This window comes from Sphingomonas sp. SL1004 (assembly GCF_057815015.1).
This window is the reverse complement of sequence record NZ_JBYMUX010000001.1, coordinates 743,350-769,519: the sequence shown is the minus strand read 5'-3', so window position 1 is coordinate 769,519 and position 26,170 is coordinate 743,350. Positions and strand designations below refer to the sequence as shown.

The window sequence follows — 26,170 nt, the reverse complement described above, 5'->3', positions numbered from 1 at the left end:
CGGGAGCATTTGCGGCCTAAGCGACCGCGTGGACCATGACACAACCGACCCGAGCACGCCCTCGGGCTTTCAGATGCTGGCGCTGTCGCTGCCCACCTGGGTGTTCGCAGGCTATGACCTCGCGCGACGCAGCTTCCTCGCAGCCTATCTTTCGTACGACCTCGGTTTGCCCATAGCGATCGTCGGCTGGCTGGTGATCCTTGCCAGTCTCGCCGCCATACCTGCCGAAATGATCGCCGGGGCCTTATGCGACCGCGGGTCAGGCCGGATCGGAACACGCGTGCCATGGATGCTGTGCGGCACCGCGCTGCTTGTCGCCGGTGGTATCGTCTTGCTGTGCCTCGATCGAACGAGCAGCCTTGCGATCGTTGCGCTCGCGCTGGTTGCGCTGGTGGTCGGCTGGGCGATCTGCAACGTCACGCACGGAGCGTGGGCGCTGGAGGCGACGAAAAACGGCGTGGGCCGCGCACGCGTGTTCGGCCTGAGATCGCTTGCAGGCATTCTCGGCATGGTGGCCTTTTCGCTGATCGGCGCGTTGCACATCGGGCACGCGTCCCCGTTCGCGGCGATCCTATCAGCGGTGTCGATCTGCGCGCCCCTGGCACATGCCGGCCTGATCCTCCTCGTCCCCGACCGCGCCTCGCCGGGACTGACACGCCACCGCGGTACGCTGCTGGACCCGGTGCGCCTGCTGTTCGCCAATCGCGAGAACCGCAGGCTTGCCGTACTTTTCGCGTTAAACGGCGCGCATACCGCGATCACCGGCACCGCCTATCTCTACCTCGTCGGCAACGCGTTGGCGCTTCCCGGCTGGGGACCGACCGGCATCCTGGTCCAGTCGGTCTGTGCTGCGATCGGCATTGCCGCCGCGATCGCCTGCGGATCGCGCGTGCCAGCCGCGCGGGTGCTGCAGGCTGTATTCTGGGTAAATCTTCTACTGGCGATTGCGCTGATCGCGCTTCCGCCTGGCCGTCCGGCGGCGCTGATGCTCTGGACGGTGCTGTTCGGCCTGGTGTCCGCGGTCGACTTCATGGCGTTGCGACTATTGCTCGGCGAGCGGCTCGACCTCGCGGCGCGTTCCGGCCACGCGGATGCGCGCGCCGCGGCGCATTATGCAGGCTTCCACTTGCCCTTCAACCTGTGCGGCGCATTGGCGACGGGACTGTTGTTCGCAGGGTACCGGCTGCTCGGGTTCGACCCCGCCGTGCCGCACGGCGTTGAACATCCGTATGTAGCCGCGCAGCTCATGCCCGCCCTGTGCGCCGTGCTTCTCATGGCAACCTCGATCTGGCTGGTCCGACAGGGGCGCGCGGACGCGCGAGCCGACCGCTGCGAGGCCATGCCGCAGACCGAAATAATAATTTAGGGAAGCTGAACAACTGTAATTTCTCTGTCACCGAACGCTTCTAGAGGACCGCAATGCCTACTGACGGATCGACGGTAATTGGGGAACGCTAAAGTGAAGATTTCGAAACTCGAACGCCTGATCACCGGAACCGCCTTGCTGATGTCCGGCGCAACGGCTGAACAAGCGTACGCGCAGGTTGCCCCTCAAGAGAGCGCGACCCCGACGACGGCCGACGCGAGCGACAATGGCGAGGGCCTGAGCGAAATCGTCGTAACCGCGCAGCGTCGCCTGGAAAAAGCCCAGTCCGTGCCGATCTCGATCACGTCGATCAGCGGCGAGCAGTTCGAGAAGACCGGCTATATCGGCCTGACCGACCTGCAATATGTCGTCCCCGGGGTGCAGTATAACCCTACCCAGGGTGCCGCCTTCCAGATCCGCGGCGTCGGCAGCAGCTCGTTCGATCTCTCCAACGCCAAGTCGGTCAACGTCGTGGTCGACGATGTCGTCATGGACAACCAGCGCGATAACGGCCTGATCGGACTGGTCGACGTCGCCCGCGTCGATGTGCTGATGGGTCCGCAGGGCACGCTGTTCGGCAAGAACTCGACGTCGGGCGTCATTTCGCTGACCACCAACAAGCCTATGATCGGCGAGACGTCCGGCAATTTCTACGGCAGCTATGGCGAGCGCAACGATCATATCGTCAACGGCACGATCAACCTGCCGATCAGCGACACCATGGCGCTCCGCGTCTCCGCATTCGAACAGGGCCAGGATGGTGCCGGCAAGTACCTCACGATCGGCCGCAACCTGAACCGCGTTCACGAGTACGGCATCCGCGGGAAATTGCTCTACCAGCCGACCGACCAGCTCGAAGTGATCCTAGCCGGCGAATATACCCGCCACTACGACACCTCGGTCCGCACTCCTGTCGGCGGCCCTGCAGGCTCGGCCTTCGCGCCGTCCGCAGCGATCACCGCGCAGATGGCCGCACTGGGTTTGGTCGCCGACGAGAAGAACACCGACTCGCTCGACAGCCAGCTCGGTTCGATCACGATGGTCAACAAGGGCGGCTCGCTGCACGTCAATTATGCGCTGGGTGATACCACGCTGACCTCGATCACGGCCTATCGCGAGACTAGCTACGTCAACGTCACCCCGGCCGATCTGCTTCCGGACACCGTCAACGCCTATCTCCCGTTCAACGTCGGCAAGCTCCATTCGGACAAGTTCAGCGAAGAGGTCCATATCGCCTCGCCGACCGGGCATTTCTTCGAATATCTTGTCGGCGGCTTCTACAACAAGCTCAACGCCACCCAGTCGCAGGTGCAGTGGGGCCCTCTCGGTGCCGGGCCCGTCTACGGCGCAAACGGCGTGGGCACGCCCGTTCTCACGGCGAACACCGGCGCCAACGATCCCGTCACCGGGCAGCTGCTCGGCAACACCGTGCGGTTCAAGTCGTACAACGAGACCGCCGCGATCTTCGGGCAGACCAAGTTCACCGCCTCACCACAGCTTAGCCTGACGCTCGGAGGGCGTTACAATTACGACTGGAACGGCCAGACTATCGGCTATTTCAACACCGATCCGATCGCGCTGACCGGGTATTCGCCGACCTTCATCGCCGCCGCGACCAGCATCGCGCCGACCGCCGACTTCCGGTCGGGCACCAAGAACGGAGGGCATTTCACCTACCGGATCGCGCCGCAGTTCACGATCACCCCCGACGTAATGCTCTATGCGACCTACTCGACCGGCTACAAGCCGGGCGGCATCGCGTTTGTTGGCAACAAATACGATCCGTACAATCCCGAAACGGTGAAGAGCTGGGAGGCGGGCATCAAGTCCGAATTCCTCAATCACCGCGTTCGACTGAACTTCGATCTATACTCGTCGAAGTACAAGGACTTCCAGGCAACGATCCTGACCCCGGTCAATACGGGCGTCGGCGGCTCGATCCTCGCCTCGGCGATCGGCAACGCCCCCGGCCTGCGCTCGCGCGGCTTCGAGGCGTCGCTGGCGGTCAAGCCGGTGCGCGACTTCTCGATTGGTGGCGCGGTGACGTTCAACGACTCCAAGTTCACCGATTACGTCGCCAGCCCGACCGCGAACTACACCGGCACGCGCCTTACCAACGCACCGCGCTGGTCGTTCACGATCAACGGCGATTACGGCATAGAGATCAGCTCCGACCTCAAGGTAAAGGCGCATATCGACTATGCGTACCGCAGCAGCACGCAGACCGTCACCGGCGCGCTGCTCGGCGACTGGCTCGCCGCAGCGGTCAAGAATGCCGATGGCACGTCCACGCCGAACGCGAGCTATTCGTTCATCCCCGCCTACGGCTTGGTCAACACCCGCCTGAGCGTCGCCAAGATCAACGGCTCGGTCGAGGTCGGGGTCTATGCCCGCAACCTGTTCAACACGTATTTCTCGACCGGCTATCAGATCTACGGGAACCTTGGCCTGCTGCATTACAGCACGCCGGACGCGTATCGGACGATCGGTGGCTACGTGAAATTCGGTTTCTGACGATGCCGGGTCAAAGGAGTATCCGCATGAAAAAGCTCGCAGTCGGCCTGGCCGTGACGTGCGCCGTGATCGGTGCCACGTCGGGTCTGGCCGGCGCCAGGGATCGTGCCCCAGAGGTGCTGCTCAACCAGATCCAGGTGGTGGGCACGCACAACAGCTATTCGCAGGGCATCGACCCGCGCCTGATGGCGATGGCGGAAGAGGTGGTGGGCCCAAAACTGATGGCGCGCATGAGCACCCTGACCGGCGCGGCAAAGGCAGCGGCGCTCGAATATCACCCTAATCCGGGCAGCCTCAGCCAAGGGCTCAACTATCGCTACGCCTCGCTTCCCGCGCAGCTCGACGCGGGGATGCGCAGCCTCGAGATCGACATCAACAATGATCCCGAGGGCGGCCGCTACGCGCACCCCGCGGGCTATGCCGCACTGAAGGCGAAAGGCGTCGTCGATCCGCTGCCGCTCGACGGCACCGACATGGACAAGCCGGGGTTGAAGGTTTTCCACATCGCCGATTTCGACGTGCGATCGAGCTGCAACCTGTTCCGCACCTGCCTCGGCCAGTTGCGCGCCTGGTCCGACGCGCATCCGAACCACGAACCGATCTTCATCCTCGTCGAGGCCAAGAGCGATCCGCTGCCGATCTTCCCCGGATCGACCAAGCCCTTGCCGTTCGACGCCAAGGCGTTCGCAGAAATGGATGCCTCGATCTACGACGTGATCGGCCGCGACCATCTGGTGACGCCCGATGCCGTTCGCGGCGACTATGCGACGCTTGAGACAGGCGTCCGCGCGCATCACTGGCCGACCCTGCAGGCGTCACGCGGCAAGTTCGTCTTCCTGCTGCTGACCGCACTCGATCCGATCGCGCTGGCCGCCTATCATGAGGGCCATCCCAATCTCGAAGGGCGCGCGGCGTTCCTGCGCGCCAGCCCGGGCGACATCTATGCCGCGTTCCTGCTGATGGACAACGCGACCATGCGCGCCAAGGAGATCCCCGCGCTCGTCAAGCAGGGCTATCTGGTCCGCGCGCGCGCCGACATCGAGACGTACGAGGCGCGGATCAACGACCCTGCGCGCGCAATCCAGGCGTTCCGCAGCGGTGCGCAGATCGTGTCGACGGACTTCTACAAGCCCGGCAACGGCTATGGCACGCCCTACGTCGTGCGGCTGCCCGGCGGCGGTGCCGCGCGCTGCAATCCGGTCAACGCGCCCGCCGACTGCACGTTGCCTCGCTGAACCACGACGTCGTTCGAAATTAGACAGGAAAACGCATGACACGATCGTTCGCAGCGGGATTGGTGCTCGCGCTCATGGCCGGGACCGCGATGGCCAAGGATGCCGCCCCGGTGCGCGCGCTGCGCATCAACGACGTCGCGGTAATCGGCACGCACAACAGCTACAAGCAGCCGATGCCCGCCGCGACGATGGCGAGGATCCGCGCGATCGATCCGGCGATGGCCGATGCGCTCGACTATTCGCACCGCAGCCTCGTCGAGCAACTCGATGCCGGCGCGCGACAGCTCGAGATCGATGTGAACTACGACCCGCAGGGCGGCCACTACGCGCGAGGCTCGAACGATCCGAAGCTGATGCAGCCGGGCTTCAAGGTGTTGCACATCCCCGGCATCGACAATGCGTCGAGCTGCGTGTTGCTGACCGAGTGCCTGACGATCGTCCGCGACTGGTCGGCCAAGCATCCACGCCACGTGCCGATCATGCTGATGTTCAACACCAAGGACGAGCAAAACGCCGCGCGCGGCGGGATCGATGCGCTGCCGTACGATGAGGCGGCCTATGATGCGCTCGACGCGGAGATCCGCTCGGTCCTGGCGCCGAGCAAGCTAATCGTCCCCGACGACGTGCAGGGTCGCTACCCGACGCTCCGCGAGGCAGTGCTCGCCGACAACTGGCCGTTGTTGGAGCGTTCGCGCGGCAAGTTCCTGTTCGCGATGGACGAGCCGCCCGCGAAGGTCGCGGTGTATCGCGGCAAGCGGCGCTCGCTCGAAGGCCGGGTGTTCTTTATCAGCACCGACGAGGCATCGCCCGCCGCCGCCTATCTCACGCTCAACGATCCGGTGCGCGACGCAGACCGCATCCGCCGCGACGTCGCCGCCGGCTTCATCGTCCGCACCCGCGCCGATGCCAACACGCGGGAGGCGCGCGCGAACGACACCGTTCCGCGCGACACTGCGCTCGCCGGCGGTGCGCAATACGTCTCCACCGACTATCTCTGGCCCGACCCTCGTCTGGCTGGCGGCTATCATGTGAGCTTGCCCGACAACGAGATCGCCCGTTGCAACCCCGTACGCGTGCATCAGGCCTGCGGTGATCTTGACGGGCAGCAGAGATGAGCCGCGCTATGCCTTTCTCCGGTCGGCATAGAATTCAGACCTGTGAAAGAGGCCGGATCGCCCTGTAACGCCATTCCCACCAAGCCTTTGACGACGAGAAGTCCGGTTGAAGCCAGATCACCCAGATCCACAGTGTCTCGCCGGATGACTTGGAACTCACTCGCTTCGCAGAACGGAAGCTTTGGCATTCGCAAAGCGATGGACGATCCACGCGCGGTTCGGCTTGTTGTTCGGGAACTTTCCGCCGGGTCAGCGCTCCGCGAGTTCGCGGTATAGGTCGCGGTACGCGCCAATGATCGTGTCGTGATCATAATCCCGCCGCACACGATCGCGCATGATGTCCCCCATTGCCTTACGCAATGCCGGGTCGGAGGTGATGGCAAGGATCCCCGCGGCGGTGGCCGCCGGGTTGACCAGCGGCGTGATGACGCCGCCATGCCCACAATCCTCCCCGCCCCGCCCCTCGATCATCTCGCGACAACTGCCGACGTCGGGCGCGACCACCGGTATGCCGCACGCGCCGCCTTCGAGAATGACGAGCGGCTGCGCTTCCGACAGGCTGGTCAGCACGAGCAGGTCGATACGCGGCATCCAGTCCTCGATACGGACACGTCCGACGAAGCGGAAGACGTCGCCGAGTTTCAGGTGTGCGACGAGTAGCGCGCAGTCGGCCGCGTATTCCGGATCTTCGTCTTCGGGGCCAAGTACGACGAAGCGGAGGTCGGGACGTTCGACCTGGACGATCGCGGCGGCGCGGATGAAGGTCTTGATGTCCTTGATCGGCACCACCCGGCCCAGCAACGCGACGATAGGATGCGCGCGATCACGCGCATCGGGCATCGCCGAAAACCGTCCTGCGTCGATGCCGTTGGGAATGACTCGGACGCGCGACGGCAAGGCGCCGAGCCGCCGCTGCACCGCCGCGTTGTCGCCGTAGAGCGAGACGATCGGATCGCAGGCATCATAGCACGCGGTCGCGTAGCTCGTGAACGCGCGCACCCACAAGTCGCGCAGGTCGCTCACGCTCCGTTCGAGCTCGAGGCCGGTATCTACCTGGTCGCCGATCCAGTCCGCCATCATGACCTCGATCTGCCGTTCGAGCAGATAGATGCCGTGCTCGGTGATGAAGGTCGGCCGACCGGTCTGGCGCCTCGCTCGCGCCGCCAACAGCCCCGCGAACCCGGTCGAAATGGTATGATAGGCACGGGCGCGGGGCAGTGGCGCGGTCAGCACTGCGAGCAACCCGCCGAGCAGCACCCGCATCGCCCAAAAATAATGATGAAACGACGCCTTGGGCAGCGCCGCTTCGTACTGGTGCCGCAGGCGGGCGAAGGTTGCGGGATGCGACAGGACGTCGCCGGTCGAGAGCGGGCGGGCCAACCCGCCGATGAGATCGATCAACGCCGCGAGCTGGTCCGTACCGCCGGTCGCGACGAACCCGATCAGCGCATCGGCGATCGCGGCTACGGTACGCTCGTCGCAGCGTCGTGGCATGGCAGGTTCCGGTGCCAGACCGATCTCGGTGATCGCGACGACATTGGCCGGCGGTGCCAGCAGGAACGGAAGCAGTTCCGCACCAGGCTTGATCGCCGCGATCGCGAAGCGGACATCGGGCAAATGCGTGATGAGATCCTGCAACCAGCCCGACACGCCGCCAATCACGTAGGGATAGGCGCCCTCGACGATCAGGCAGATATCCGCGTCCGTATCGGTCATGCGGCTGCTTCCGTCTGCCACCATGCCGCCATAGGTGCCGCGGGCGACGCCGTAGGGACCGCGCCCGCAAGCCGGTCGATCGCGTCATAGTCGCCCGTCGCCCACAGTGCCTCGAACAGGATCGTCTCGTCCGTAACCGAGGGTTGCCCGCACAGGATCGCCACCGCATCCTCGCGCAGATGGGTGCGCTGCGAGTCCGACAGCAGCACGTCGCCGCGCGCGTGGTCGGCGAGCAGCGCGGCAAGCGTGGCCGACGCGGCAGGATCGTCCAGCACACGCGTCTCGAGCGCCGATCGCGACAATGCCAGGTTCTGCCCGACCCGCGCGGCAGCCGCCGCGGCAAGCGCGCGGATGGTCTGGTCCGAGTCGGTCAGCGCGAGCGCGATCAGCGGCGACAGCGCCGGCTGGAACGATCGGACGACCGTTTCCAGCGCCTGGCGTCGCGCGCCGACATCACCGTGGCGCATGATCGTGACGAGCGAGTGGAGCGTCTCAGGCTCGGCATGGACGACGCGACCATCCAGCATCCGCGCGACCTTCAGCCTGGCACCGGTCCGGGCCACCTGCCGAGGCGGTTCGAATGGCAGTTCATACGCCGCGATCGCTCGGCGACGCGCAAACAGCCGGCCAAGCGGCAAGGCCAGCAACAGGGCGATCGGCCCCAGCAAGCCGAGGACAGCTGGCGCAAATCCAGGAGCGCCACCGCCGCGCAGCCACGCTGCAAGCCCTAGCACCGTCAACAACGCATGCGCGGGCATCGACCACGCGACGGGCAACCCGATGATCGCCCCTGCCAGTACGCCGCCATCGATGATCGACAGCGCAAGCAAGCGCGGTGTCATGCGACCACGCCGGTGAGGCGGGCGACGCGTTGCCCGTATGGCGAAAGATCAGCGAGCAATGGGGTCAGCCAGTCGCCAATTTCAGTCAGTTCGGCAAGGCGGTGCGGCCCGAGCGCGTCGAAAGCCAGGCTGTGCAGAACCAGGCAGCCAAGGAGTTCGCCGGTTCCATCATGCTGCAGCGGGATCGCAGCCACCCCGACGCCGTCCAGAGCGGTGCGATCAGCCTGGCGAGCAGCGTGGACAACGCCGTGGCGCAGACGCAGCCGGTCGAGCAGGATAGCCGGGGTCACATCCCGCCGCCCGATCGCCGCGCCACCGCGCAGCCACGCGCGCGCTACGTTGCCGACGAGGCGGTAACAGGTGAAATCTTCGGTTCGCACGGCCATCGCGATCAGGTGGATGACCGCGTCTCGGCGTGCGGCGGGCTCGCTTGCGGCAAGCTGCGTAGCGGTCGCGATGACGTGACCCATCGTCCGCTCGTCGGTCGCGACCTGGACTTGCAACGTCCGGTTGGTGCGCGACAAACCGTCGAATGCATCGGTCAGCCGCGCGACGTTGCGCATCGCGGTGCCGCAGCGCTTCTCGAGTCGAGCATGGCGCGCGATCCGCAGCATCGTCACTTCGCCAATTCCCACCGCGGCGACGAACCAGAGGAGCGGCTGTACCGACACGCGGAACAGATGATCGAAATAATCACCCGCGCCCGGCATCTCGGTCACGTTGGTGATCCACACTGCAGATGCGAGCACGGCGGCGACCAACCCCGGGCCGGTGCCGTATGCCAGCGCCATCACGAGGACTGGCAGCCAGAACGGGTTCGGCTCGATCGACGGGAACCCGGTCCCTCCGGTCAATCCCATATCGAGCAGGGCGAGTGCGCCGAACCCGACGCCCATCTCCAGTGCGATCCGCAGCATCCGCCGCCAATCCAGCGTCATTTCCCATCCCCCAGCGCGCGCGACACCTGCGCGCGCGCGAACAGCTGCGTTCCTGAAAAACCCGGCCGCGAGACCGAAGTGACGCCGACGCCGCTCTCGATCCGCCACGCGATGGCGATTGGTGCGACGATGCCGACGCTCGCGGTCGGGCCATTGCCGCCGAAGCGATCGACCGTCCATCCCGCGAGCCCGGTCAACTGGACCTCGCCGAAACTACCACCGATCACGCCTTGCAGCGTATGGTTCTCGCGCGTCGCCAACGACACAATCCCGCGTCCCTCGGCGTCCAGCCGCATCCGCTCGACATATTCGGCTTCGAACCGATAGCTGAGCCCCAGTGTCGGAAACTGACGCCGGAGCACATAGTCGAGCCCGCCGCTTGCCGTGATCGTGTCGCTGGCCGCCGACATGCCCGCCAGACCGTAGCGATTCCAGCCAAGGTCTGCCTGCCCGACCAAACCGGGTGTCAGCCGATACGTGAACCCGCCCGCCACACGCGACAGATATCCCCCCGCCAGCGCCTGTGCCGGCGTCGAATAGTCCGGCATATGGCGCAACAGCGTCGCACGGAACTGAGCCTCGGCCGATCCCGCGGTCAACTTCGCGCCGCCGCCCGTGACACGATCATCGAGCGCCGCGGACGCGAGGATCTGGAGCCGTACGGCGTCGCCCAGCGCCGCAGCGAGCGATGCATCGATCACCGTCTCGCCGACGCGTCCGCCCGGCACGCTCGTCGTCACGCGGCTGGCGATGTGCCGAACGCCGCCACCTGCGCTCAGCTGGTCATCGATTGCGGCGTCGATGCGCGCGCCGAACTCCACCTGAGATAGATCGCTACCACCCCGAGCGATGACGCCGACGCTGGCGATGCCGGGAGCTGCCGCTATGGCACGCCGCGCCGCCCGATCTTTGGCGTCGAGCGCACGGTACCCGCGAGCCGCGCTGCGCACATCGCCCGACGCGACCAGCGTATCGGCCAGCAACCGTGCCGCCTGGCGGTCGTCCGGACTGCGCGCCGCCAGCGCCGCCGCCGCGCGGCGCGCCTGCCCGGTATACCCTGCCGCTACATTCGCCTCGATCGCCACCAATTCCGCGTCGCGCCCGACGTCTGTCGTGTCTGCGACGGTTTCGCCGGGCGGCGCGGTGAAGGCGACGGTCACGATCGATCCGACGCTAGCCCAGCGCATGCCCCAGCCGGCCACGGGACGTAGCACGAGGCTGTCGTCGTTCCAGCGCAGGTCGCCGATCGCTACTTTGCCAGCAGCTTGGAATGCCGCGATCCGTTCCCCGGCCAGCGGCCGATCGTAGCGCATGACGAGTTCTCCGCCACGGTCTTCCACGCTGACTTCGGTGCCGTCCGGCCAAGCCAGCGTAGCCGCAGGCATGGTCGTATGATCGTCGCCGATCGCAGCAGCCGGTACGTTCAGCATCGGAACGGTTGCGCTCAGGAGTAGCAGCGCGATCATTGCGCTAGCACCTGACGGGCGCGGCCGGGTTGCCCCTGTGCAATCAGCAACCGCGCCTGAAGCGCCGCCAATGTCCGATCGTCGGGCGCGGTTTGTCGAAGCCTCTCGACCAGCGTCAGCGCCTCGGCACGCCTGCCCAGCCGGTCGAGAAGTTCGGCGCGCGCGCGACTGTTCGGCGGGGTCTGCGCCAACGCGCGCTCCAGCCATGGCCGTGCCGCCGCCTGGCCACCCAGTCGCGTCTGGACGTCGGCCATCAGTCGCAATGCGACCAAGTCTGTCGGCCGCACCGCAAGATGATCGCGGAGCCATCGCGCCGCCGCCGGCGCATCGCCGTCGTTCCAAGCCGCCCAGGCGAGATCGAGCCGGTCGCTCGGTTCCGCAATCCCAGCCGCGACCCGCAGCCTGCCGACCGCGCTGGCCTGACCTGGATCTATCCGTCTGGGCAACGTGGCGGAAAGGCGACGCAGCTGTACCGGATCGAGGGGCCGGCCATCGACCAATAGCGCGACTGCCTTACGTGCCGCCGCGTCATCGCCCGCTGCATTTGCGAGCGACAGCCGGGTCAACAGCAACTCCGTGCGCGCCGCAAGGCGGTGCCGCGCGAGCACCGGCAAAGCCTCGGCAGGAGAAACCCTTTCCGCGTACGCGGTAAGCCAGCGCATCTGGTCGTCCGCCGTCCCTCGCTCAGTCTGTTCGCGTAGCCAAGCGACGTCGTTCGCACCAGGTCGCGGGCCCATCAGATAGAGCAATCGCCGGGACGGTTTCGCATCGACCGGTTGGCCGGTCGCTGCTCGCCGCAACACTGTAATCGCATCGTTGCGGTATCCTGCCGCCAGCAGTTGCTCGGCCACGGTCTCGCCGTCAGCACCCGCCTGAACGCGCGCCAGGAGCAATTCACGTAGCCCGGCGCGGTCACCGGACTTCGTCAGCATGGCCTCGCGCGCAGCGTCGCGTTGGTCCGCCGGAAGGGTAGCGATTGCGCGCAACGCCGCCGGACTATCGTCCGACCGTTGCGCCAGGCGCAGCGCAAGCCATGGATCGCCCGCGCGCCAGTCGACCCGCGTTGCACGGTCGAGCACCGCGATCAGGTCTGGCCACCGCCGCTCCACCCTTCGCGCGAGGTCCAGTGCGAGCGTCGCGTCGGGGGCCGGGATCGCGCCGCTAGCCGCAGCGGCAATAACAAGATCGGGGCGCTCGAGCGCGTAACCGGCCGCGACGATGTCCGCCGCCGGAATGTGCGATGGTGCGCGGACGGCTTCCGCCAGCAACGCGCTCGCTTCCGCGGTCCGTCCAGCCTTCCGCAATAGATCGAACCGCAGCCTCCACGTCGCTGCAGCTTGGCCGTCCGGACGGACCGCAAGGTAGGCCAGCGCCACCGATGTACGGCCCGCCGCGTTCAGATCGTACGCAACCTGCGCCGTGGTTACCGCTCGCCCTTGTGCGATCAGCTGTTCGGTCAACGCTGCAAGGGCGGACGCATCGTCGGTCCGGATTGCGGCTGCCAGTATCGGAATTTGCAGGACCGTTTCCGTCTTGGCGACCGTCGGAGCTACCACCGACGATGTTGCTACGGCACGCGCAGGTCGTGCCCGTTCCGATGCGGTCACGACCTCCCGGTCCCCCGGCAACAACCGCAACGCCATCGCCAGCAGCACCAGACCGACGATAATCGGTACGATGACGGCCAACCAGCCCTTGAGCTGCCGGCGCATCATGCACGCGGCTCCGCTATCAGCCTGTCGAGCGCCAGCGTAGCCACGTAGGGGCGAAACCCCGCCGCCCGTTCGCGCGCATACAGCGCCGCCACCTGCGCGCTGTCCGTCGGATCCCAATAGTCAAGCGTCGTCAGGGTCAGCCGCGAGTTGAGCCGCGATGCCGCCTGCAGACGATCGGCCTGCCACCGCCAGTCCGCGTCGCTCAGCAATTCATATGTCCTGGTCTGGAAATTCCAACGGGACGCCATCGCCTCACCGAGCACATGATCGATCACCGGCGCTACGTGCGGCAGGACCGCATAGCCGCGGTTCAGCATGAGGCGGATCTTTGGGAACTGCGTGCGGATCGCAGCGATCAACGACGCGGCGGCGGCGGTCATGCCGGCATTGGCCCGCGGATCTCGTCGCTCCATCGCCTCGGCATTGTCGATCGTGTCGATGAAGATGCCGTCATAGCCGAGCCGCAGGACGTTGGGGACGATCCGCTCGATTACTGCCGCGCGCCAAGCCGGATGGCGCAGGTCGGCCATCCTGGCGTCGGTCCAGTTCGGGTTGACGGGACCCAGCGCGCCGGCTGCGTCGAGCGTCGCGAAATACGGCCGGCTGCGTTCCACCTCGCCGAGGCTTATATAGCCGAGCAGGCTGCTGCCAGGTCCCCGTAGCGGCGCAATCGGGCGGGCATGATGCGGCTCCAATACCAGCAACGCGCATGCTCTGGCCAGGACGGGATCGGTCGAGGGCCCATAGTCGACACCCCAGCGCCATGGATCGCGCGTCTTCGGCGGCGCGCGAAACCCCAGCGTCAGGCCAATCGCGCCACTGCCCAGTGCCAGCAGCCGGCGGCGCCCCATCGTCAAGGTCTTCACAGCAAACGTCCCCCACGTCCCACCACCGCGGGGTTGTTGCCGACGAACACCAGGTACGTCAGATTCACCGTCGCCTCGGCGACGAGCGCGAGCCCGGTCGACGCACCGATCACGGCACCGGCCATATAGCCCCAACCGAACGCAGCGAAACCCGCGTCCCACTGCAGCAGCGTGGCGATCGCGCTGCCGATCGCAAACGTCGCCCAGGTCAGCAGGATGCGCCCGAACAAGTCGTAATAGGCGAGCACCACGGTCGCCGCGATTGCGACGATATGAAACACCGCACCGAGCGAGGTCTGGCGGAACGCGAAGACCGCACGCGCGTCCGCGCCGATCGCGTCGAACAGCGGCACCGCGAGCACCCAGGCGAGGGCAGCGACCAGCGCCTGCACGAGCACCAGCAACCGCAACCCATCGAGCATCGTCCGCGCGACATCGCTGCGCGCTTCCTCGATCCGCTGCAGCGTCGAGGTGCCCGTACAGCGCGCGATCATGTCCCCGAACGCACGATCGAACCGCGTCTCGCTGACGATGAGCAGCAGGGTCAGACCCGGTACCAGCGTGAGCAGACCCAGAAAGCTTCCCTGGTCGTTGATCGGATTGAGCCTCAACAGTCCGATCGTATGGACGCTGCCCGGCCCGACCCAGAGTATCCACTTGTCGACCCAGATCGCCGCGACGCCGGCGACGCCCGCCGCTGCGACCATCGCCGCGAGGCGCGGTGCCATCGCATCACGCGGCGGCGGCACGGGTATCGCTCCGAACTGCCGACGGACGAGCAGCACGATCGCCGCCAGTGTCAGCCCGACACCGCCGGCGATCACGCCGAGCACCAGCGTAACGGTCGGATGCGGCCAGGCCGCCAATACCGCCGTAGCGGTCAAAATACCCATCAGATACGCGCCCGGCACCGCATGATAGCGCCTGAGCGCGGTCAACAAGGGGGCGGCGATCCAGATCTGCGTCAGCCAGGCCAGAATAGCCGTTCCGAGAAGCGCCTGCATCAGCGGCAAATGTGCGAACACACCGAACACCAGTACGCCCCCGATCAGCCCGATCCCGCCGCCGACGACGAGCGCCGTCAGCAATATTCCAGGTACACCAGCCGCATCGCGCGCGAAAATCCGATCGGCGACCAATCGGGTTGCGACGATGCCGATCGGCGCTGCCGCCAAGGCCGATAGACTGAACGCATACACCAGGATTGCCTGCACGATCCGGCCTTCGCCAGGCCCCAGATGAACCACGGCCCAATGCTCGAGCAATTCCATCGTGACGGCCGTGATCAACCAGGGCCCTGCGCTGATGATTGCGCCATAAGCCGCGGCACCGGCGATCCCGCCGACGCCCCCTTCGCGCGCGATCTTCGCTAACTGAAAGCCAATTCCTGCCATTCGGACCGACGCCTAGTTCGCTCACGTGAAGATTTCGTTCCTGCTTTTCGGCCGCAGCAGTTCATCGGCTTTCTGCGTAGGGGGGCCGATCCTGATCTCCTGATCGATCTGGCCCGGCGATCTGGAACAGGCTCGGAAACCGGCCGATATCAGCCCGAGAAGCGTCCGCGACCACGCGCTCCATTCGTCCGCCGGCCTTTTATCCGTACCGTCGACCAAGGTCCGCGGGAAGGAGCCGGGCATCGCACGGCGCATGATCGTCGATATCGGCCGCCGACGCGGTCATCGCTAAATACTGGTCACCGCATCTGCATGAAGATCGCGAGCGCGTTGCGGACGCTATCTGCAAAGCGGTCATAGATCACGCGTGCGACCTCGGCGATGACAGGCTGGCGGTCGCGCCCACCTCGTGCGAATACCGCAACTGCCACGCGGCGGCCGTCGGGCATCGTGATGAAGCCCACATCGTTGGTGATTCCGTCCAGCGTGCCGGTCTTGTCCTCTACGCGCGTACCTGCAGGAAGCAGAGCGCGGATGCGGCGGGTGCCCGTCGCGCATCGGCTCATCAGTTCGAGCAGAAAGACGCGGCTCTGCGCCGTCAGAACGGTACCGTTGTCGAGCTTATTCAACAGCGTGACCATCGCAAGCGGCGTGGCAACATCCTTGCTGTCGGCAAGATGGCCGCGCTCTCGCAGCAGCTGGGCTATCGTCCGGTCCATCCGGATGCCGGGTATGTTATGGGACGACAGCCACCGCTGGACCGCGATCGGGCCGCCAAGCGTGGCAAGCAACTGATCGGTTGCCAGGTTGTCGCTGCGGATAATCATCAGCTCCATGACCTTTGCTGCAGATCGGCCAGCGATCATGTCGCCAAGGCTGCGTCGCCCTTGATCGACCTCGGCCAGGTAGGCAGCGGCGATAGCGATCTTGACCGTGCTCGCCATCGGGAACGGGGTGTCGCCGTTGACGGAAACCGTCGTGCCATCGCGAAGATCGAGGGCGGCAATACCGTAGTCTCCCGAGCGTTCCGCGATCAGCGTGCTCAGCGCGCGCTCAAGCCCGATGAGTTCAGGGGAGCTTGCGGCCGCCGGTGCCGGGACCAAGATGCTTGTGGCGATACTAACGAGAAGCAGGCGAGAAAGCAGGGGCACGTGCATCGATCGTCCTCGAGTATTGTCCTTCAGCGACGTACCCACGGTAAACCGAAAAACCTGAACGCTTCGTGTTACATGCACCTGAAATACGAACAACGGAAGGCGCGAAACGGTACGTCGAGCCTTCCGCTTGGCAGCTTGTAGGGCAAGTCGTGCTGACAAGACATGCGCAAGACCGAGCCACTTCCGTCCGGCCGCTTGGCGGCAAGCGTCGATACCTGCTCCGTCCCGGCACCGAGCGGCGCAGACGCCAGCGATACGTCTAAACCGATTTCAGTGGCTCTCTTTCGAAAATGGTACGCCGCCGACCTGTCCGCAGGTCGGCGGCTTCGCCATGTCAGTACGTGGTCGAGGTCGACGTGGAGCGATAGCGATCGCGCTCGGCGGCGACTTCATCGCGGCTATAGGCTGGCGCGGTATCGTCGAACGACGACCAGCCATCCTGACGATACGCGGTCCCCCGTGTCGTGGCGTCTACCGACCGATGACGGTCGAGTATGGCTTCGGCCTCGGTCGCCTGCGTGTCGTCGACACGCGCACTGAGCAGCGTGCCGCCACGGCGGACACCTTCCGAATAGACGTGCGCCTCGTAGTCGGAGTGGCCGGCATCCTTCAAGGCGCCGACGATCGTTCCCGTCGCGGCTCCACCGGCAGCACCGATGCCTGCGCCGACGACGGTCGAGGCCAGCCAGCCGGCCGCAACGATCGGACCGAGACCCGGGATCGCCAGCAGGCCCAGCCCTGCGAGCAGGCCACCGACGCCACCGACCGCAGCGCCGGTCGAGACGCCACGGCTGACGTCGCCGTGATCGTTGACGTCGCCGAGCGTCGAGGTCGCGTCGCCGTGCGCGCCGTCGGCGTTGTTGGCGACGATGCTGACCGAGTCATGCGGCACGCCGAGGCGCTCGAGATCGTGCAGCGCCGAGGTTGCGTCCGAATAGTCGTCGAACAGGCGTGTAATGGTCTTGGTCATAATCTCTCTCCTATCGAATTTTTTCAGCGCGACGACACGTTGCCCTTGTAGTCGAGCCCGACATGGACCGTCTTGCCGGCGTGGGTGCCCGTGCCCCGCCAGACGCCGTCCTTGTCCTTCGCCAGACGCGAGATCGACCGATAGCCGGCCTTGGTCAGGCGACCGCGGGCTTGGTCTTCCGAGAAGGAATTGGCACCGCTGGCGGGGGCGGCGACGTGGGCTGCCGCACTCGCCTTGACCGCGGGATTGTGCGCGCCGGTATGCGTCGCGGTCTGCGCGACGGCGCCGGAGGCCAGCAGCATCGCGCCGCATGCCAGGATAACTCGAACGGTCATTGCACTCTCCTAAGTGTCTGTATTTTCCGGGGTTTGGGAGGGCAACGCGAGCGTGCCCTCCCGTTCGCTCAGCGAACCGTACCGCGACGAAACATGTTGACGATCGCAAGCAGGATAACCGCGCCGACCAGCGAGATCAGGATCGACTGGATGTTGAGCGCGCCGTCCATGATCGATGCGCCACCGATCAACGGCGTGATCAGAAAGCCGGCGAGCAGCGCACCGACGATGCCGACGACGACGTTGAGGAAGACGCCCTGCTGCGCATCGGTCCGCATGATCATGCTGGCGACCCAGCCGATGAGTCCGCCGACGACGAGAAGGATGATGAGGTTCATGATGAGGCTCCTGTTCGATATGGTTACAGATGGCTCAACAGTCTCGACGCCCGATCCGTTCAGTTCGCGCGCTTTCCGGTGAATTTGGAATTGGTGCGCAAGTACCGGGGCCATTGGTATATTTATGCTGTCCTAACCGGAACCCTAAGCCTCTATCGGCGCTGAACCGGGATGACCAAGATGCCCGCGAAACAGCTTCACGCCCCTACCCTGCATCACCTCGAACAGCTCATGACCGGGCTGCTCGAAGGCGTGATCCTGATGGATCCCACCGGAATCATCCTGAGCGCCAACCCAGCCGCGCTGAAGATGCACGGGGTCAGGGCGGTCGAGGATCTCGGGCAGACCGCGGACGGCTATGCCACGCGGTTCAGCTTGCGCTACCGGGATCGTCGCAAGCTGCCGCGGCGGGACTATCCGCTGATGCGGCTGCTCGCGGGGCAAAGTTTCCCCGACCTGATCGTCGAGGTCGCACCGGTCGATGCCGACGAACCGCGCTGGGTTCACCAGGTCCGCGACATCGTCATGGACGAGGATGGGGGCGAGCCCGATTGCCTGGGCCTCGTCATCAACGACGTCTCCGAACGGTTCGACGCGGAGGACCGGTTCGAGGCGATGTTCCACGCCAACCCCGCCCCCGCGCTGATCATCCGCGTTGCCGACCAGCGCTATGTGCTCGTCAACCAGGGTTTCCTCGACCTGTCGGGCTATGCGCGCGACCAGATCGTCGGGAAGACGCTGTTCGATTTCGACTTTCTGGCGGAGGTCGAGCGCAAGGCGTTCGTCAAGGAGTGCGTCGCGGCGGGCAAGACGATCCCGCAGCTCGAGGCGGAACTGCCTCTCGCCGGCGGGGAAAAGACGCTCGTCATCCTTGCGGGGCAACCGATCGAGGTCGCTAACGAGGACTGCCTGTTGTTCACCTTCGCCGATCTCGAACCACGGCGGCGCGCGGAACATGCGCTGAAGGCGAGCGAGCGCCACTTTGCCTCGGTGTTCGAGATGGCCCCGGTCGCGATGGTCGTGACCGAAGGCGGCGACAACCGCATCGTCCAGGTGAATGCGGCGTTCAAGGCGCTGACCGGCTATACCGACCGCGCGGTGATCGGCCGCAGCGCCGACAACCTGCAACTCTGGAACGATGCCGCCCAGCGCCAGCAGCTCGAAACCGAGATCGGCGAACATGGCGGCTTCCGCAGCCGCGACGTGCAGTTGCTGCACAAGGCCGGCGAAGCGCTCGACTGCCTGGTGTCCGCCGAAAGGATCAGCGTCGACGGGACGCCGTGCGTGCTGTGGCTGTACCAGGACATCTCGGCCCGGCGACGCGGCGAACTGGAACTGGTCGAGGCGATCGACGCGGTGATGAAGGACGCCAACTGGCTCAGCCGGTCGATCATGGACAAGCTGGCGACCTTGCGGAATCCCAGGACCGGGTCCGCGGCACCCGCCGCCGATCTCAGCAAGCGCGAGCGAGAGGTGCTCGAGCTGATTTGCCAGGACCTCGACGATGCAGCGATCTCGGAACGGCTTGGGCTGTCGCGCAACACGGTCCGTAACCACGTCGCGCGACTATATGCGAAGATCGGCGTCAACCGGCGGAGCGCCGCGATCGTCTGGGCACACGAACGCGGCGTAGGGCCCTGAAGTCGGATCGACCGCATCGTTAGGGATCGTAACAGTTCAAGCGGTCGGTACAGTTTGGAAGCAATGTGGCAGGAACGAGGATTTGCCGCATTTCGCAATCCCAGCACTTCCAAGAAACGCGTCCAATTGACAAACAAACTTTTTTATTAAAGAAATGCACGGATCGGCTGCCGCTCCGTTAGAGAGCAGGTAATCAGCGGCCGTCGGGATGGATGGCGAATGGAACATTCTGCACGTGCCGGTCGATACCAGGCAGACATTTCGATACGCCGCCGCTGTTTCCGAGAATGCTGCATTGCGGCAATTGCGATCGCATCCGTGTCGTCGCTGGTACATGCGCAGGCGAATTCATCAGTCGCGAAACATCCGGTTGACGAGGCCAATCCTCTGGTCGGCACCGCCCCGCTCGACATTCCCGAGCTGATCGGCAACGCGCCCCCACCCGGCGAGCCGGTATATTCCGGTATCACCTCGGCTGGTGCACGTTTGCCGCACAGCGCGACCGAAGCCGCGCCGGTGAACGTCAATCTGGAACTGAGCTATCCCAACGGCGTCCCAGCGCCCTACAATTATCCGAACCCCAGCATGATCGGATTCACGGGTGGCGGGGGACCGTCCTATGGCGGCCGTGCCCAGCCCATGATCATGCCGGTCGTGGGGGACTGGACCGTGCCACCCGCGTACAGCCAATCCTACTACGACAAGGCGCGCGAGATTGCGTCGCCGGGCTATTATTCGGTATACCTCAATACCTTCCATACCCAGGTAGAGCTGACGGCAACGGCGTCGGCGAGCCTGATGCAGTTCACGTTTCCGGCCAGCGAGCGATCGAATGTAATCGTCAACCTGCGGCGATCGGGCGGCGAAGTCGAGATCGTCGGCGATCACATTGTGCGCGGGATCGCGGCCGAAGACGGTGATCGCGAGCATGACCGAGGTAAGTATTTCGTCGCGGAATTCTCGAAACCGTTCGCGCGCTTCGGCACGTTCCAAGGCCTTACAGATCGCAAGGGCTGGGGCATCGGGGAGGCCAACGTCGAGGCGGGCCGGCGCGACATCAAGGGCGCATTCGCGGGCGGATACCTCACCTTCATGACGAACGCCGGAGACCGCGTCCTGATGCGGATCGCGCACGGTACGAGTTATGCCGACGCGACGGCGCGGCTCAACAAGGAACTGCCGGACTGGAATTTCGCTCGCGTACATGCGGACGCAAAGACCGTATGGGCGTCGCTGCTGGACAAGGCGAAGGTAACCGGAGGCACTGCCAAACAGAGGATGCTGTTCTACTCGACGCTGTTCCAGTCGTTTGCGAGCCCAAGGTTGATCGCGGCCAAGGGGGAGACGTTCACGGACACGCAGGGTCGCGTTCATACCGCCACGTACGATCGCTACGGGCCGGTGCCGTTCTGGGATACCGGTCGCAACCAGATCGTGCTGATGGAACTGATGGAGCCCGCCGTGATCGAGAACGTGATGCGTTCCGAACTCGATATGGCGCGTGAGCGCGGCTACATGAACACGTCGTTCCACGGTGACAACGCGGTGTTCATGTACCTCGGCGCATGGAAGCGAGGCATTCCGTTCGACTATGCGTCGGTGTACGAATATCTCCGCAAGAACGCGACCGATCCAAAGGGCCCGCGGGGCTATCTCGCCGAATATCAGCGGCAGGGATGGATCGCGGACGAGATACCGACCGGCAACCCAAGTCCGCCTTATGCGGGCGGCAAGGCAGGCGCTGCGACGACGCTGGAATATGCCTGGGATGATGCGGCGATGGCGGAGTATGCCGACAAGCTCGGCAAGCGCGACGACGCGCGCATGTTTCGACAGCGCAGCCTGAATTACCGCAATGTGTTCGATCCCTCGACCGGCTTCGTCCGTGGACGTACCGCCGATGGCAAGTGGATCACGCCGTTCGATCCTCAGGAGCCCTATTATAATTTCATGATGAAGGAAGCTTCAGGCTGGTCGACCCTATGGCTGGTACCGCACGATGTTGCGGGGCTTGAACGGGCGCTGGGAGGGCGGGACAAGTTCAACGTGAAGCTCGATCGGTTCTTTGCGACGCCGTACACTCCCAAGGGCATCTGCCGCGACTGTACGGGCATGATCGGACAATATGTCCAGGGCAACCAGCCCGATCAGCACGCGCCCTATCTTTACGCGTGGAGCGGGCAGCCGTGGAAGACGCAGGCGATCACACGCCGGATTCTCGATACGCTGTATGGCAGCGATGCGTCCGGCTATGGCTATCCCGGCATGGACGATCAGGGTGCGACGTCGTCCTGGTATGCGATGAGCGCGATTGGCTTCTATCCGGTCGATCCGTCGAGCGACGTGTATGTACTCGGCAGCCCTGTCTTCGACGACGTGAAGCTGCGGCTCGGCAACGGCCATACGCTAGAGATCGCCGCGCGGAGCAACTCGCCGACCAACATCTATATTCAGTCGGCTACAATGAACGGACGCGTCTGGACCAAGCCGTGGTTCAGCCATGCCGATATCAAGGACGGCGCCACGCTGGTGCTGCAGATGGGCCCCAAGCCCAATCCTGCCTGGGGCAGCGCGGTCGCCGATGCCCCCCCTTCCCTCTCGACCACTTCACCCTCTCTGCCCGCTCCATGACGGGCCGAGCGCCGTGAGGTTCGCCTTCCCCCTTGTGAACCCCACGGTCTTATGACGCTCCGGGACACCGTGTCCCGGAGCGTTTTTTTGACGTTGCCGGTAATACCGTGCGTGCGCCGCGCGTCATACTGCGCGGTGGCCGTAGGATGGCGGCCGATCCTGCTTGGCGGTCCCGAACCGCGACGGCTTGTCGCCCATCGTGAAGACGAGTTCGCCGCCGTGAACGAGGTCTGCGTGCGCGATCCAGTTCTTGGTCCACGGCTTGCCATTCCAGCGCACCGACTGGACATATGGCCGATCGGGGGCATTGCCGATCGCGCGAACGCGGGTTGTTCTGTTCTGGCCTAGCCGGACCTCGGCCGCGTCGAACAGCGGCGAGCCGAATACATAGACGCCGCTGACGGGATCAACCGGATAGAAGCCGAGCGACGACAGCACGAACCATGCGCTCATCTGCCCACAGTCGTCGTTGCCGATCACGCCGTCTGGCGCCGCCTTGTACATCTCCGTGAGCAACCGTCGGACCATGGCCTGCGTCTTCCACGGCGCACCGGCAAAAGCGTAAAGATACGCGGCGTGCTGATCGGGTTCGTTGCCATGCGCATATTGGCCGACGAGCCCCGAAATGTCGGGCGGGGCATTCCGCGGCATCGTCGAAGGCGCGGTGAACAGCGCATCGAGCTTGCGTTCGAACGCCTGATCCCCACCGAACATCGCGATCAGCCCGTAGGTGTCGTGCTGGTTGAGGAACGTGGCCTGCCAGCCGTTCGCCTCTGTGTAATCGCGCTGCTTGTCCGGCTGGTGACCGAGCTGGATCGGATCATAGTCCTTCCACCAACTCTCATCGGCGAAGCGAGGACGTGCGAAGCCGATCGTCGAATCTATGACGTTGCGATAGTTGAGGCTGCGCTTGCGAAGCGTCGCGGCATCGTCATGCGCGCCTGCCGCGTCGGCGAGCACCGCCATCGCCCAATCGTCATAGGCATATTCCTGCGTGCGGCTGACCGACTCCCAGGTCTTGTCGGCGGGGACAAAGCCGAGGTCGTAATAGAAGCTGCGGCCCAGCGTGCTGTCGATATCCTTGAAGGTACGATCGAACGCGCGGCGCCTGATCTGCGGCCAAGCCGACGCGTAATCCGCCTTGATGCCCTTGGCGCACGCCTCAGCCATCACCGACACGCCGTGCCAGCCGATCATGCACGCGGTCTCGACACCCTGCAGAGGCCAGACCGGCGGCCCCGCCGGGCTCTGGATCGTCTGCCGGACCAGATCGCGGACGAGCAGCCCTGCGTGATCGGGGCGAACCAACGTCAGCAGCGGATGAAGCGCACGATACGTGTCCCACAGCGAATAGGCGCTGAATGCCGCCTCGCCCGCGGGCACGGTATGGACCTGCCGGTCGAGCCCGACATAGCGGCCGTCTCGATCGGTGAAGAGCGTCGGCGACAGGAACGCGTGATACAGCGCGCTCGCCATGATCGTCCGCTGCTCGGGCGTTCCACCCTCCACGCGAACCGCGTCGAGTTCTCCCGCCCATCGACGTGCAGCAGCCGCGCGCGTGGCATCGAATGCCCAGCCGGGCGCTTCTGCTGCCAGCGCCGCTTTTGCGCCCGCAACGTCGACGGCCGAGATCCCGGTCTTGATTTCTATGGGAGCGCTTCCCGCGTCATCGAAGAAGAGTGCCACCTTCAGGCGGGCGCCATTGATCCCGGTCGTGCCCTTGGCAGCTGGAACATCGCCGTCTCCAAAGAACTGCACGCGATCCGGGCGGCGCGACAATCGCATCGCGAAGTGGATACGCCGTCCCTTGGCCCAGCGGTGCACCCGGCGGCTACCGGTCAGCAGTCCGTCGGCGTCGAGGTGGAGCGATGCCTCGTCGATGAGAGTACCCTTGTCCCAGACGTCCTGGATCATATGGGCGAAATCTATGAGGATGTGCCCCTCCCCTGCGGGGAAATGGTAGCGGTGCTGACCGGTGCGCTCTGTAACGGTGAGTTCGGCAAGCACGCCGGACTCCAGCCGGACGCGGTAATAGCCGGGCTCGGCGCGCTCGTCCGAAAAGCGCTGTCGGTACCCCTCGTCCGGCTTGTCGAGCGCGCCGGGAACCAGCTTCAGGGGCCCGCGCGATGGCACCACCAGCACGTCGAGCATGTCGCCGATGCCGGTGCCGGACAGATGCGTGTGCGAGAAGCCCATGATCGAGCCGTCATCGCGGTGATAACCCGAGCAGGCGTCCCAACGCGCATTGTCGGTATCAGGCCCGAGCTGGACCATGCCGAACGGCAGCGACGGCCCCGGATACGTGTGGCCGTGACCGCCGGTACCGACGAAAAGGTCGGGCTTTCCCGCCGCGGGTCGCGCTGCGGCTGCGGCCCAGCTGGCGCCGGGCAGCACACCTGCGAGCGAGGCAAGTCCGGTGCCGAGCAGGAGCTGTCGGCGATTGGCTGTCGTCATCGCTGATATCCTTCGTTGCGTGTCAGTAGAGCTCGGCGAGCAACGCCGGCTTGCGGCGTTCCAGATCGAGCATCAGCTCGCCGAACAGCCCGTTGGCCCAGGCGAACCAGGTGCGGGTAAATGTGCCCGGATCGTCCTTGTCGAAGGATTCGTGCATGAAGCCGGTGTTCGCGTGCGTCGTTTTCAGCCAGCGCAGGCACTGGCGGATGACCGCGTCGTCGTCGCTGTTCATGGCATGCGTCAGGATCGACATCGGCCAGATCTGGTCGAGGCCGATATGCGGCCCTCCGATCCCGTGGGCCGCGGTCCCCTCGAAATAATAGGGATTGCGATTGCTCCAGGCGAGCGCCGCGGTGCGCCGGAACAGCGGATCGGCGCGGTCTGCGGCGCCGATCAGCGGCAGTCCCGAAAGGCTCGGCACGTTGGCATCGTCCATGAAGATGGCGTTGCCGAAACCGTCGACCTCGAACGCCCAGACTTCACCGCCGTTGCCGTCCGCCATCTTGCCGTGCGCATCGAGCGCGGCTTGCACCTCTGTTGCCAGCGCGAGGCAATCCTGCGCCGCCGCGGCATCGCCGCGCGCTTCGCGGTGGACCTGCGCGAGCATCTTCAGCGCGGATACGGCGAACAGGTTCGACGGGATCAGGAAGGGCAGCACGCAGGCATCGTCCGAGGGTCGGAAGCCCGAATGGATCAGACCGACCTTCCGCGTCGGCGCACCATAGCCCTTGAGCATCAGCGTTTCGGTCGGCGATGGATCGACGCGCTGGAAATGATACGGTCCCGGACCGGTCTTGCGCTGCTGCTCGCGGAAGGTCGCGACGGCGCGGGCTGCGCCTTGCGCCCAAAGCGCATCGAACGGCGCCTTGTCGTGGGTCGCGGTCCAGTATCCGTGCGCGAGGCGCATCGTGTAGCAGAGCGAGTCGATTTCCCATTTCCGTTCCGCGACGCCCGGTTTCATGTCGGTCTTGTCGTTGATCGCCGACAGGTTCGATCTGGCGGTCGGATCCTCCATGTACGCGTTGGCGTAGGGATCGAGCAGGATGCACCGCGCCTGACGCTGGATCAGCCCGTGGAACACGCGCCGCAGCCCGGCATCCTTGGGCGCCAGATGGACATAGGTCTGCATCTGCGCCGAACTGTCGCGCAGCCACAGCGCGTTGATGTCGCCGGTGATCACGAAGGCGTCGGGTTTGCCGTCGATTTCGCCGAGCTTCACCGTGGTGTCGAGCGTGCAGGGGTAGCAATTCTCGAACAGCCAGGCGAGTTCGGGGTCGGCGATCTTGGCCTTCACGCGCTTGATCTCGGCTTCCACCGCCGGACTGGTGAACCGTCGCTGCGCCTTAGGTGGCCGCTTGCTAGCGAACCCAGTCGCAGCCGCTGCGCCGGATGGAAGCATCGCAGTGAGCGCGGCTGCCGCGGTCCCGGCGAGCACGTCGCGTCGATCTATCATGGTCATGATCCGTAATTCCTACCG

Annotated in this window: 19 protein-coding genes; 6 read left to right on the top strand and 13 right to left on the bottom strand. The window is 65.2% G+C overall.

Annotated features, from left to right (window positions below; genetic code table 11):
- Positions 1-28: 28 nt before the first annotated feature.
- From AC3D24_RS03495 to AC3D24_RS03480, 4 genes are all read left to right on the top strand, one after another.
- Complete coding sequence (locus AC3D24_RS03495; RefSeq protein ID WP_489028223.1) at positions 29-1,366, top strand: MFS transporter; 1,338 nt, start codon at positions 29-31, stop codon at positions 1,364-1,366.
- A gap of 93 nt (positions 1,367-1,459) precedes the next feature.
- Complete coding sequence (locus AC3D24_RS03490; RefSeq protein WP_489028221.1) at positions 1,460-3,880, top strand: TonB-dependent receptor; 2,421 nt, start codon at positions 1,460-1,462, stop codon at positions 3,878-3,880.
- 26 nt (positions 3,881-3,906) lie between these two features.
- Positions 3,907-5,115: a Ca2+-dependent phosphoinositide-specific phospholipase C gene (locus tag AC3D24_RS03485; protein WP_489028219.1), complete on the top strand. Its 1,209-nt coding sequence runs from the start codon at positions 3,907-3,909 to the stop codon at positions 5,113-5,115.
- A 35-nt stretch (positions 5,116-5,150) separates the two neighbouring features.
- Positions 5,151-6,230, top strand: a complete 1,080-nt coding sequence (locus AC3D24_RS03480; RefSeq protein ID WP_489028217.1) for a phosphatidylinositol-specific phospholipase C1-like protein — start codon at positions 5,151-5,153, stop codon at positions 6,228-6,230.
- Between the two features lie 249 nt (positions 6,231-6,479).
- On the opposite strand, the gene pelF is transcribed toward AC3D24_RS03480, so the two are convergent.
- From pelF to AC3D24_RS03425, 11 genes are all read right to left on the bottom strand, one after another.
- On the bottom strand, positions 6,480-7,946 hold the full coding sequence (gene pelF / locus AC3D24_RS03475; protein WP_489028215.1) for a GT4 family glycosyltransferase PelF: 1,467 nt from the start codon (positions 7,944-7,946) through the stop codon (positions 6,480-6,482).
- On the bottom strand, positions 7,943-8,788 hold the full coding sequence (locus tag AC3D24_RS03470) for a hypothetical protein (protein WP_489028213.1): 846 nt from the start codon (positions 8,786-8,788) through the stop codon (positions 7,943-7,945). Before AC3D24_RS03470 ends, pelF begins: the two co-directional genes overlap by 4 nt.
- Positions 8,785-9,726 carry a hypothetical protein gene (locus tag AC3D24_RS03465; protein WP_489028211.1) on the bottom strand — a complete coding sequence of 314 codons (942 nt, stop codon included), beginning with the start codon at positions 9,724-9,726 and terminating at the stop codon, positions 8,785-8,787. Before AC3D24_RS03465 ends, AC3D24_RS03470 begins: the two co-directional genes overlap by 4 nt.
- The gene (locus AC3D24_RS03460) at positions 9,723-11,192 is read right to left on the bottom strand and encodes a hypothetical protein (RefSeq protein WP_489028209.1); all 1,470 of its coding nucleotides are present in this window, start codon (positions 11,190-11,192) and stop codon (positions 9,723-9,725) included. Before AC3D24_RS03460 ends, AC3D24_RS03465 begins: the two co-directional genes overlap by 4 nt.
- On the bottom strand, positions 11,189-12,907 hold the full coding sequence (locus tag AC3D24_RS03455) for a hypothetical protein (protein WP_489028207.1): 1,719 nt from the start codon (positions 12,905-12,907) through the stop codon (positions 11,189-11,191). Before AC3D24_RS03455 ends, AC3D24_RS03460 begins: the two co-directional genes overlap by 4 nt.
- Entirely contained in the window at positions 12,904-13,773 is an 870-nt protein-coding gene (locus AC3D24_RS03450; protein WP_489028205.1) for a glycoside hydrolase family 191 protein, read from the bottom strand. The genes AC3D24_RS03455 and AC3D24_RS03450 overlap by 4 nt, the downstream gene beginning before the upstream one ends.
- The gene (gene pelG, locus AC3D24_RS03445; RefSeq protein WP_489028203.1) at positions 13,770-15,167 is read right to left on the bottom strand and encodes an exopolysaccharide Pel transporter PelG; all 1,398 of its coding nucleotides are present in this window, start codon (positions 15,165-15,167) and stop codon (positions 13,770-13,772) included. The genes AC3D24_RS03450 and pelG overlap by 4 nt, the downstream gene beginning before the upstream one ends.
- A gap of 299 nt (positions 15,168-15,466) precedes the next feature.
- Positions 15,467-16,324 (bottom strand): serine hydrolase, encoded by an 858-nt coding sequence (locus AC3D24_RS03440; RefSeq protein WP_489028201.1) that lies wholly within the window; start codon positions 16,322-16,324, stop codon positions 15,467-15,469.
- A gap of 334 nt (positions 16,325-16,658) precedes the next feature.
- Complete coding sequence (locus AC3D24_RS03435) at positions 16,659-17,294, bottom strand: hypothetical protein (RefSeq protein ID WP_489028199.1); 636 nt, start codon at positions 17,292-17,294, stop codon at positions 16,659-16,661.
- Between the two features lie 23 nt (positions 17,295-17,317).
- Positions 17,318-17,629, bottom strand: coding sequence for a hypothetical protein (locus tag AC3D24_RS03430; protein WP_489028197.1), 312 nt, complete (start codon positions 17,627-17,629; stop codon positions 17,318-17,320).
- 68 nt (positions 17,630-17,697) lie between these two features.
- The gene (locus tag AC3D24_RS03425) at positions 17,698-17,967 is read right to left on the bottom strand and encodes a GlsB/YeaQ/YmgE family stress response membrane protein (RefSeq protein WP_093400148.1); all 270 of its coding nucleotides are present in this window, start codon (positions 17,965-17,967) and stop codon (positions 17,698-17,700) included.
- A gap of 171 nt (positions 17,968-18,138) precedes the next feature.
- On the opposite strand from AC3D24_RS03425, the gene AC3D24_RS03420 reads away from it, so the two are divergent.
- Together AC3D24_RS03420 and AC3D24_RS03415 are read left to right on the top strand one after the other, a co-directional pair.
- Positions 18,139-19,608, top strand: coding sequence for a PAS domain-containing protein (locus AC3D24_RS03420; protein WP_489028194.1), 1,470 nt, complete (start codon positions 18,139-18,141; stop codon positions 19,606-19,608).
- A gap of 219 nt (positions 19,609-19,827) precedes the next feature.
- Positions 19,828-22,239: a GH92 family glycosyl hydrolase gene (locus tag AC3D24_RS03415; RefSeq protein ID WP_489028192.1), complete on the top strand. Its 2,412-nt coding sequence runs from the start codon at positions 19,828-19,830 to the stop codon at positions 22,237-22,239.
- 123 nt (positions 22,240-22,362) lie between these two features.
- On the opposite strand, the gene AC3D24_RS03410 is transcribed toward AC3D24_RS03415, so the two are convergent.
- Together AC3D24_RS03410 and AC3D24_RS03405 are read right to left on the bottom strand one after the other, a co-directional pair.
- On the bottom strand, positions 22,363-24,693 hold the full coding sequence (locus tag AC3D24_RS03410) for a GH92 family glycosyl hydrolase (protein WP_489028190.1): 2,331 nt from the start codon (positions 24,691-24,693) through the stop codon (positions 22,363-22,365).
- 22 nt (positions 24,694-24,715) lie between these two features.
- Positions 24,716-26,146, bottom strand: coding sequence for a glycoside hydrolase family 125 protein (locus tag AC3D24_RS03405; RefSeq protein ID WP_489033029.1), 1,431 nt, complete (start codon positions 26,144-26,146; stop codon positions 24,716-24,718).
- Positions 26,147-26,170 lie beyond the last annotated feature (24 nt).

Bases quoted from the DNA above. Each gene is read 5' to 3' on its own strand.
- AC3D24_RS03485 (WP_489028219.1), top strand. From the start codon at position 3,907: ATGAAAAAGCTCGCAGTCGGCCTGGCCGTGACGTGCGCCGTGATCGGT.
- AC3D24_RS03480 (WP_489028217.1), top strand. From the start codon at position 5,151: ATGACACGATCGTTCGCAGCGGGATTGGTGCTCGCGCTCATGGCCGGG.
- pelF (WP_489028215.1), bottom strand. From the start codon at position 7,946: ATGACCGATACGGACGCGGATATCTGCCTGATCGTCGAGGGCGCCTAT.
- AC3D24_RS03470 (WP_489028213.1), bottom strand. From the start codon at position 8,788: ATGACACCGCGCTTGCTTGCGCTGTCGATCATCGATGGCGGCGTACTG.
- AC3D24_RS03465 (WP_489028211.1), bottom strand. From the start codon at position 9,726: ATGACGCTGGATTGGCGGCGGATGCTGCGGATCGCACTGGAGATGGGC.
- AC3D24_RS03460 (WP_489028209.1), bottom strand. From the start codon at position 11,192: ATGATCGCGCTGCTACTCCTGAGCGCAACCGTTCCGATGCTGAACGTA.
- AC3D24_RS03455 (WP_489028207.1), bottom strand. From the start codon at position 12,907: ATGATGCGCCGGCAGCTCAAGGGCTGGTTGGCCGTCATCGTACCGATT.
- pelG (WP_489028203.1), bottom strand. From the start codon at position 15,167: ATGGCAGGAATTGGCTTTCAGTTAGCGAAGATCGCGCGCGAAGGGGGC.
- AC3D24_RS03440 (WP_489028201.1), bottom strand. From the start codon at position 16,324: ATGCACGTGCCCCTGCTTTCTCGCCTGCTTCTCGTTAGTATCGCCACA.
- AC3D24_RS03435 (WP_489028199.1), bottom strand. From the start codon at position 17,294: ATGACCAAGACCATTACACGCCTGTTCGACGACTATTCGGACGCAACC.
- AC3D24_RS03430 (WP_489028197.1), bottom strand. From the start codon at position 17,629: ATGACCGTTCGAGTTATCCTGGCATGCGGCGCGATGCTGCTGGCCTCC.
- AC3D24_RS03425 (WP_093400148.1), bottom strand. From the start codon at position 17,967: ATGAACCTCATCATCCTTCTCGTCGTCGGCGGACTCATCGGCTGGGTC.
- AC3D24_RS03420 (WP_489028194.1), top strand. From the start codon at position 18,139: ATGACCAAGATGCCCGCGAAACAGCTTCACGCCCCTACCCTGCATCAC.
- AC3D24_RS03415 (WP_489028192.1), top strand. From the start codon at position 19,828: ATGGAACATTCTGCACGTGCCGGTCGATACCAGGCAGACATTTCGATA.
- AC3D24_RS03410 (WP_489028190.1), bottom strand. From the start codon at position 24,693: ATGACGACAGCCAATCGCCGACAGCTCCTGCTCGGCACCGGACTTGCC.
- AC3D24_RS03405 (WP_489033029.1), bottom strand. From the start codon at position 26,146: ATGATAGATCGACGCGACGTGCTCGCCGGGACCGCGGCAGCCGCGCTC.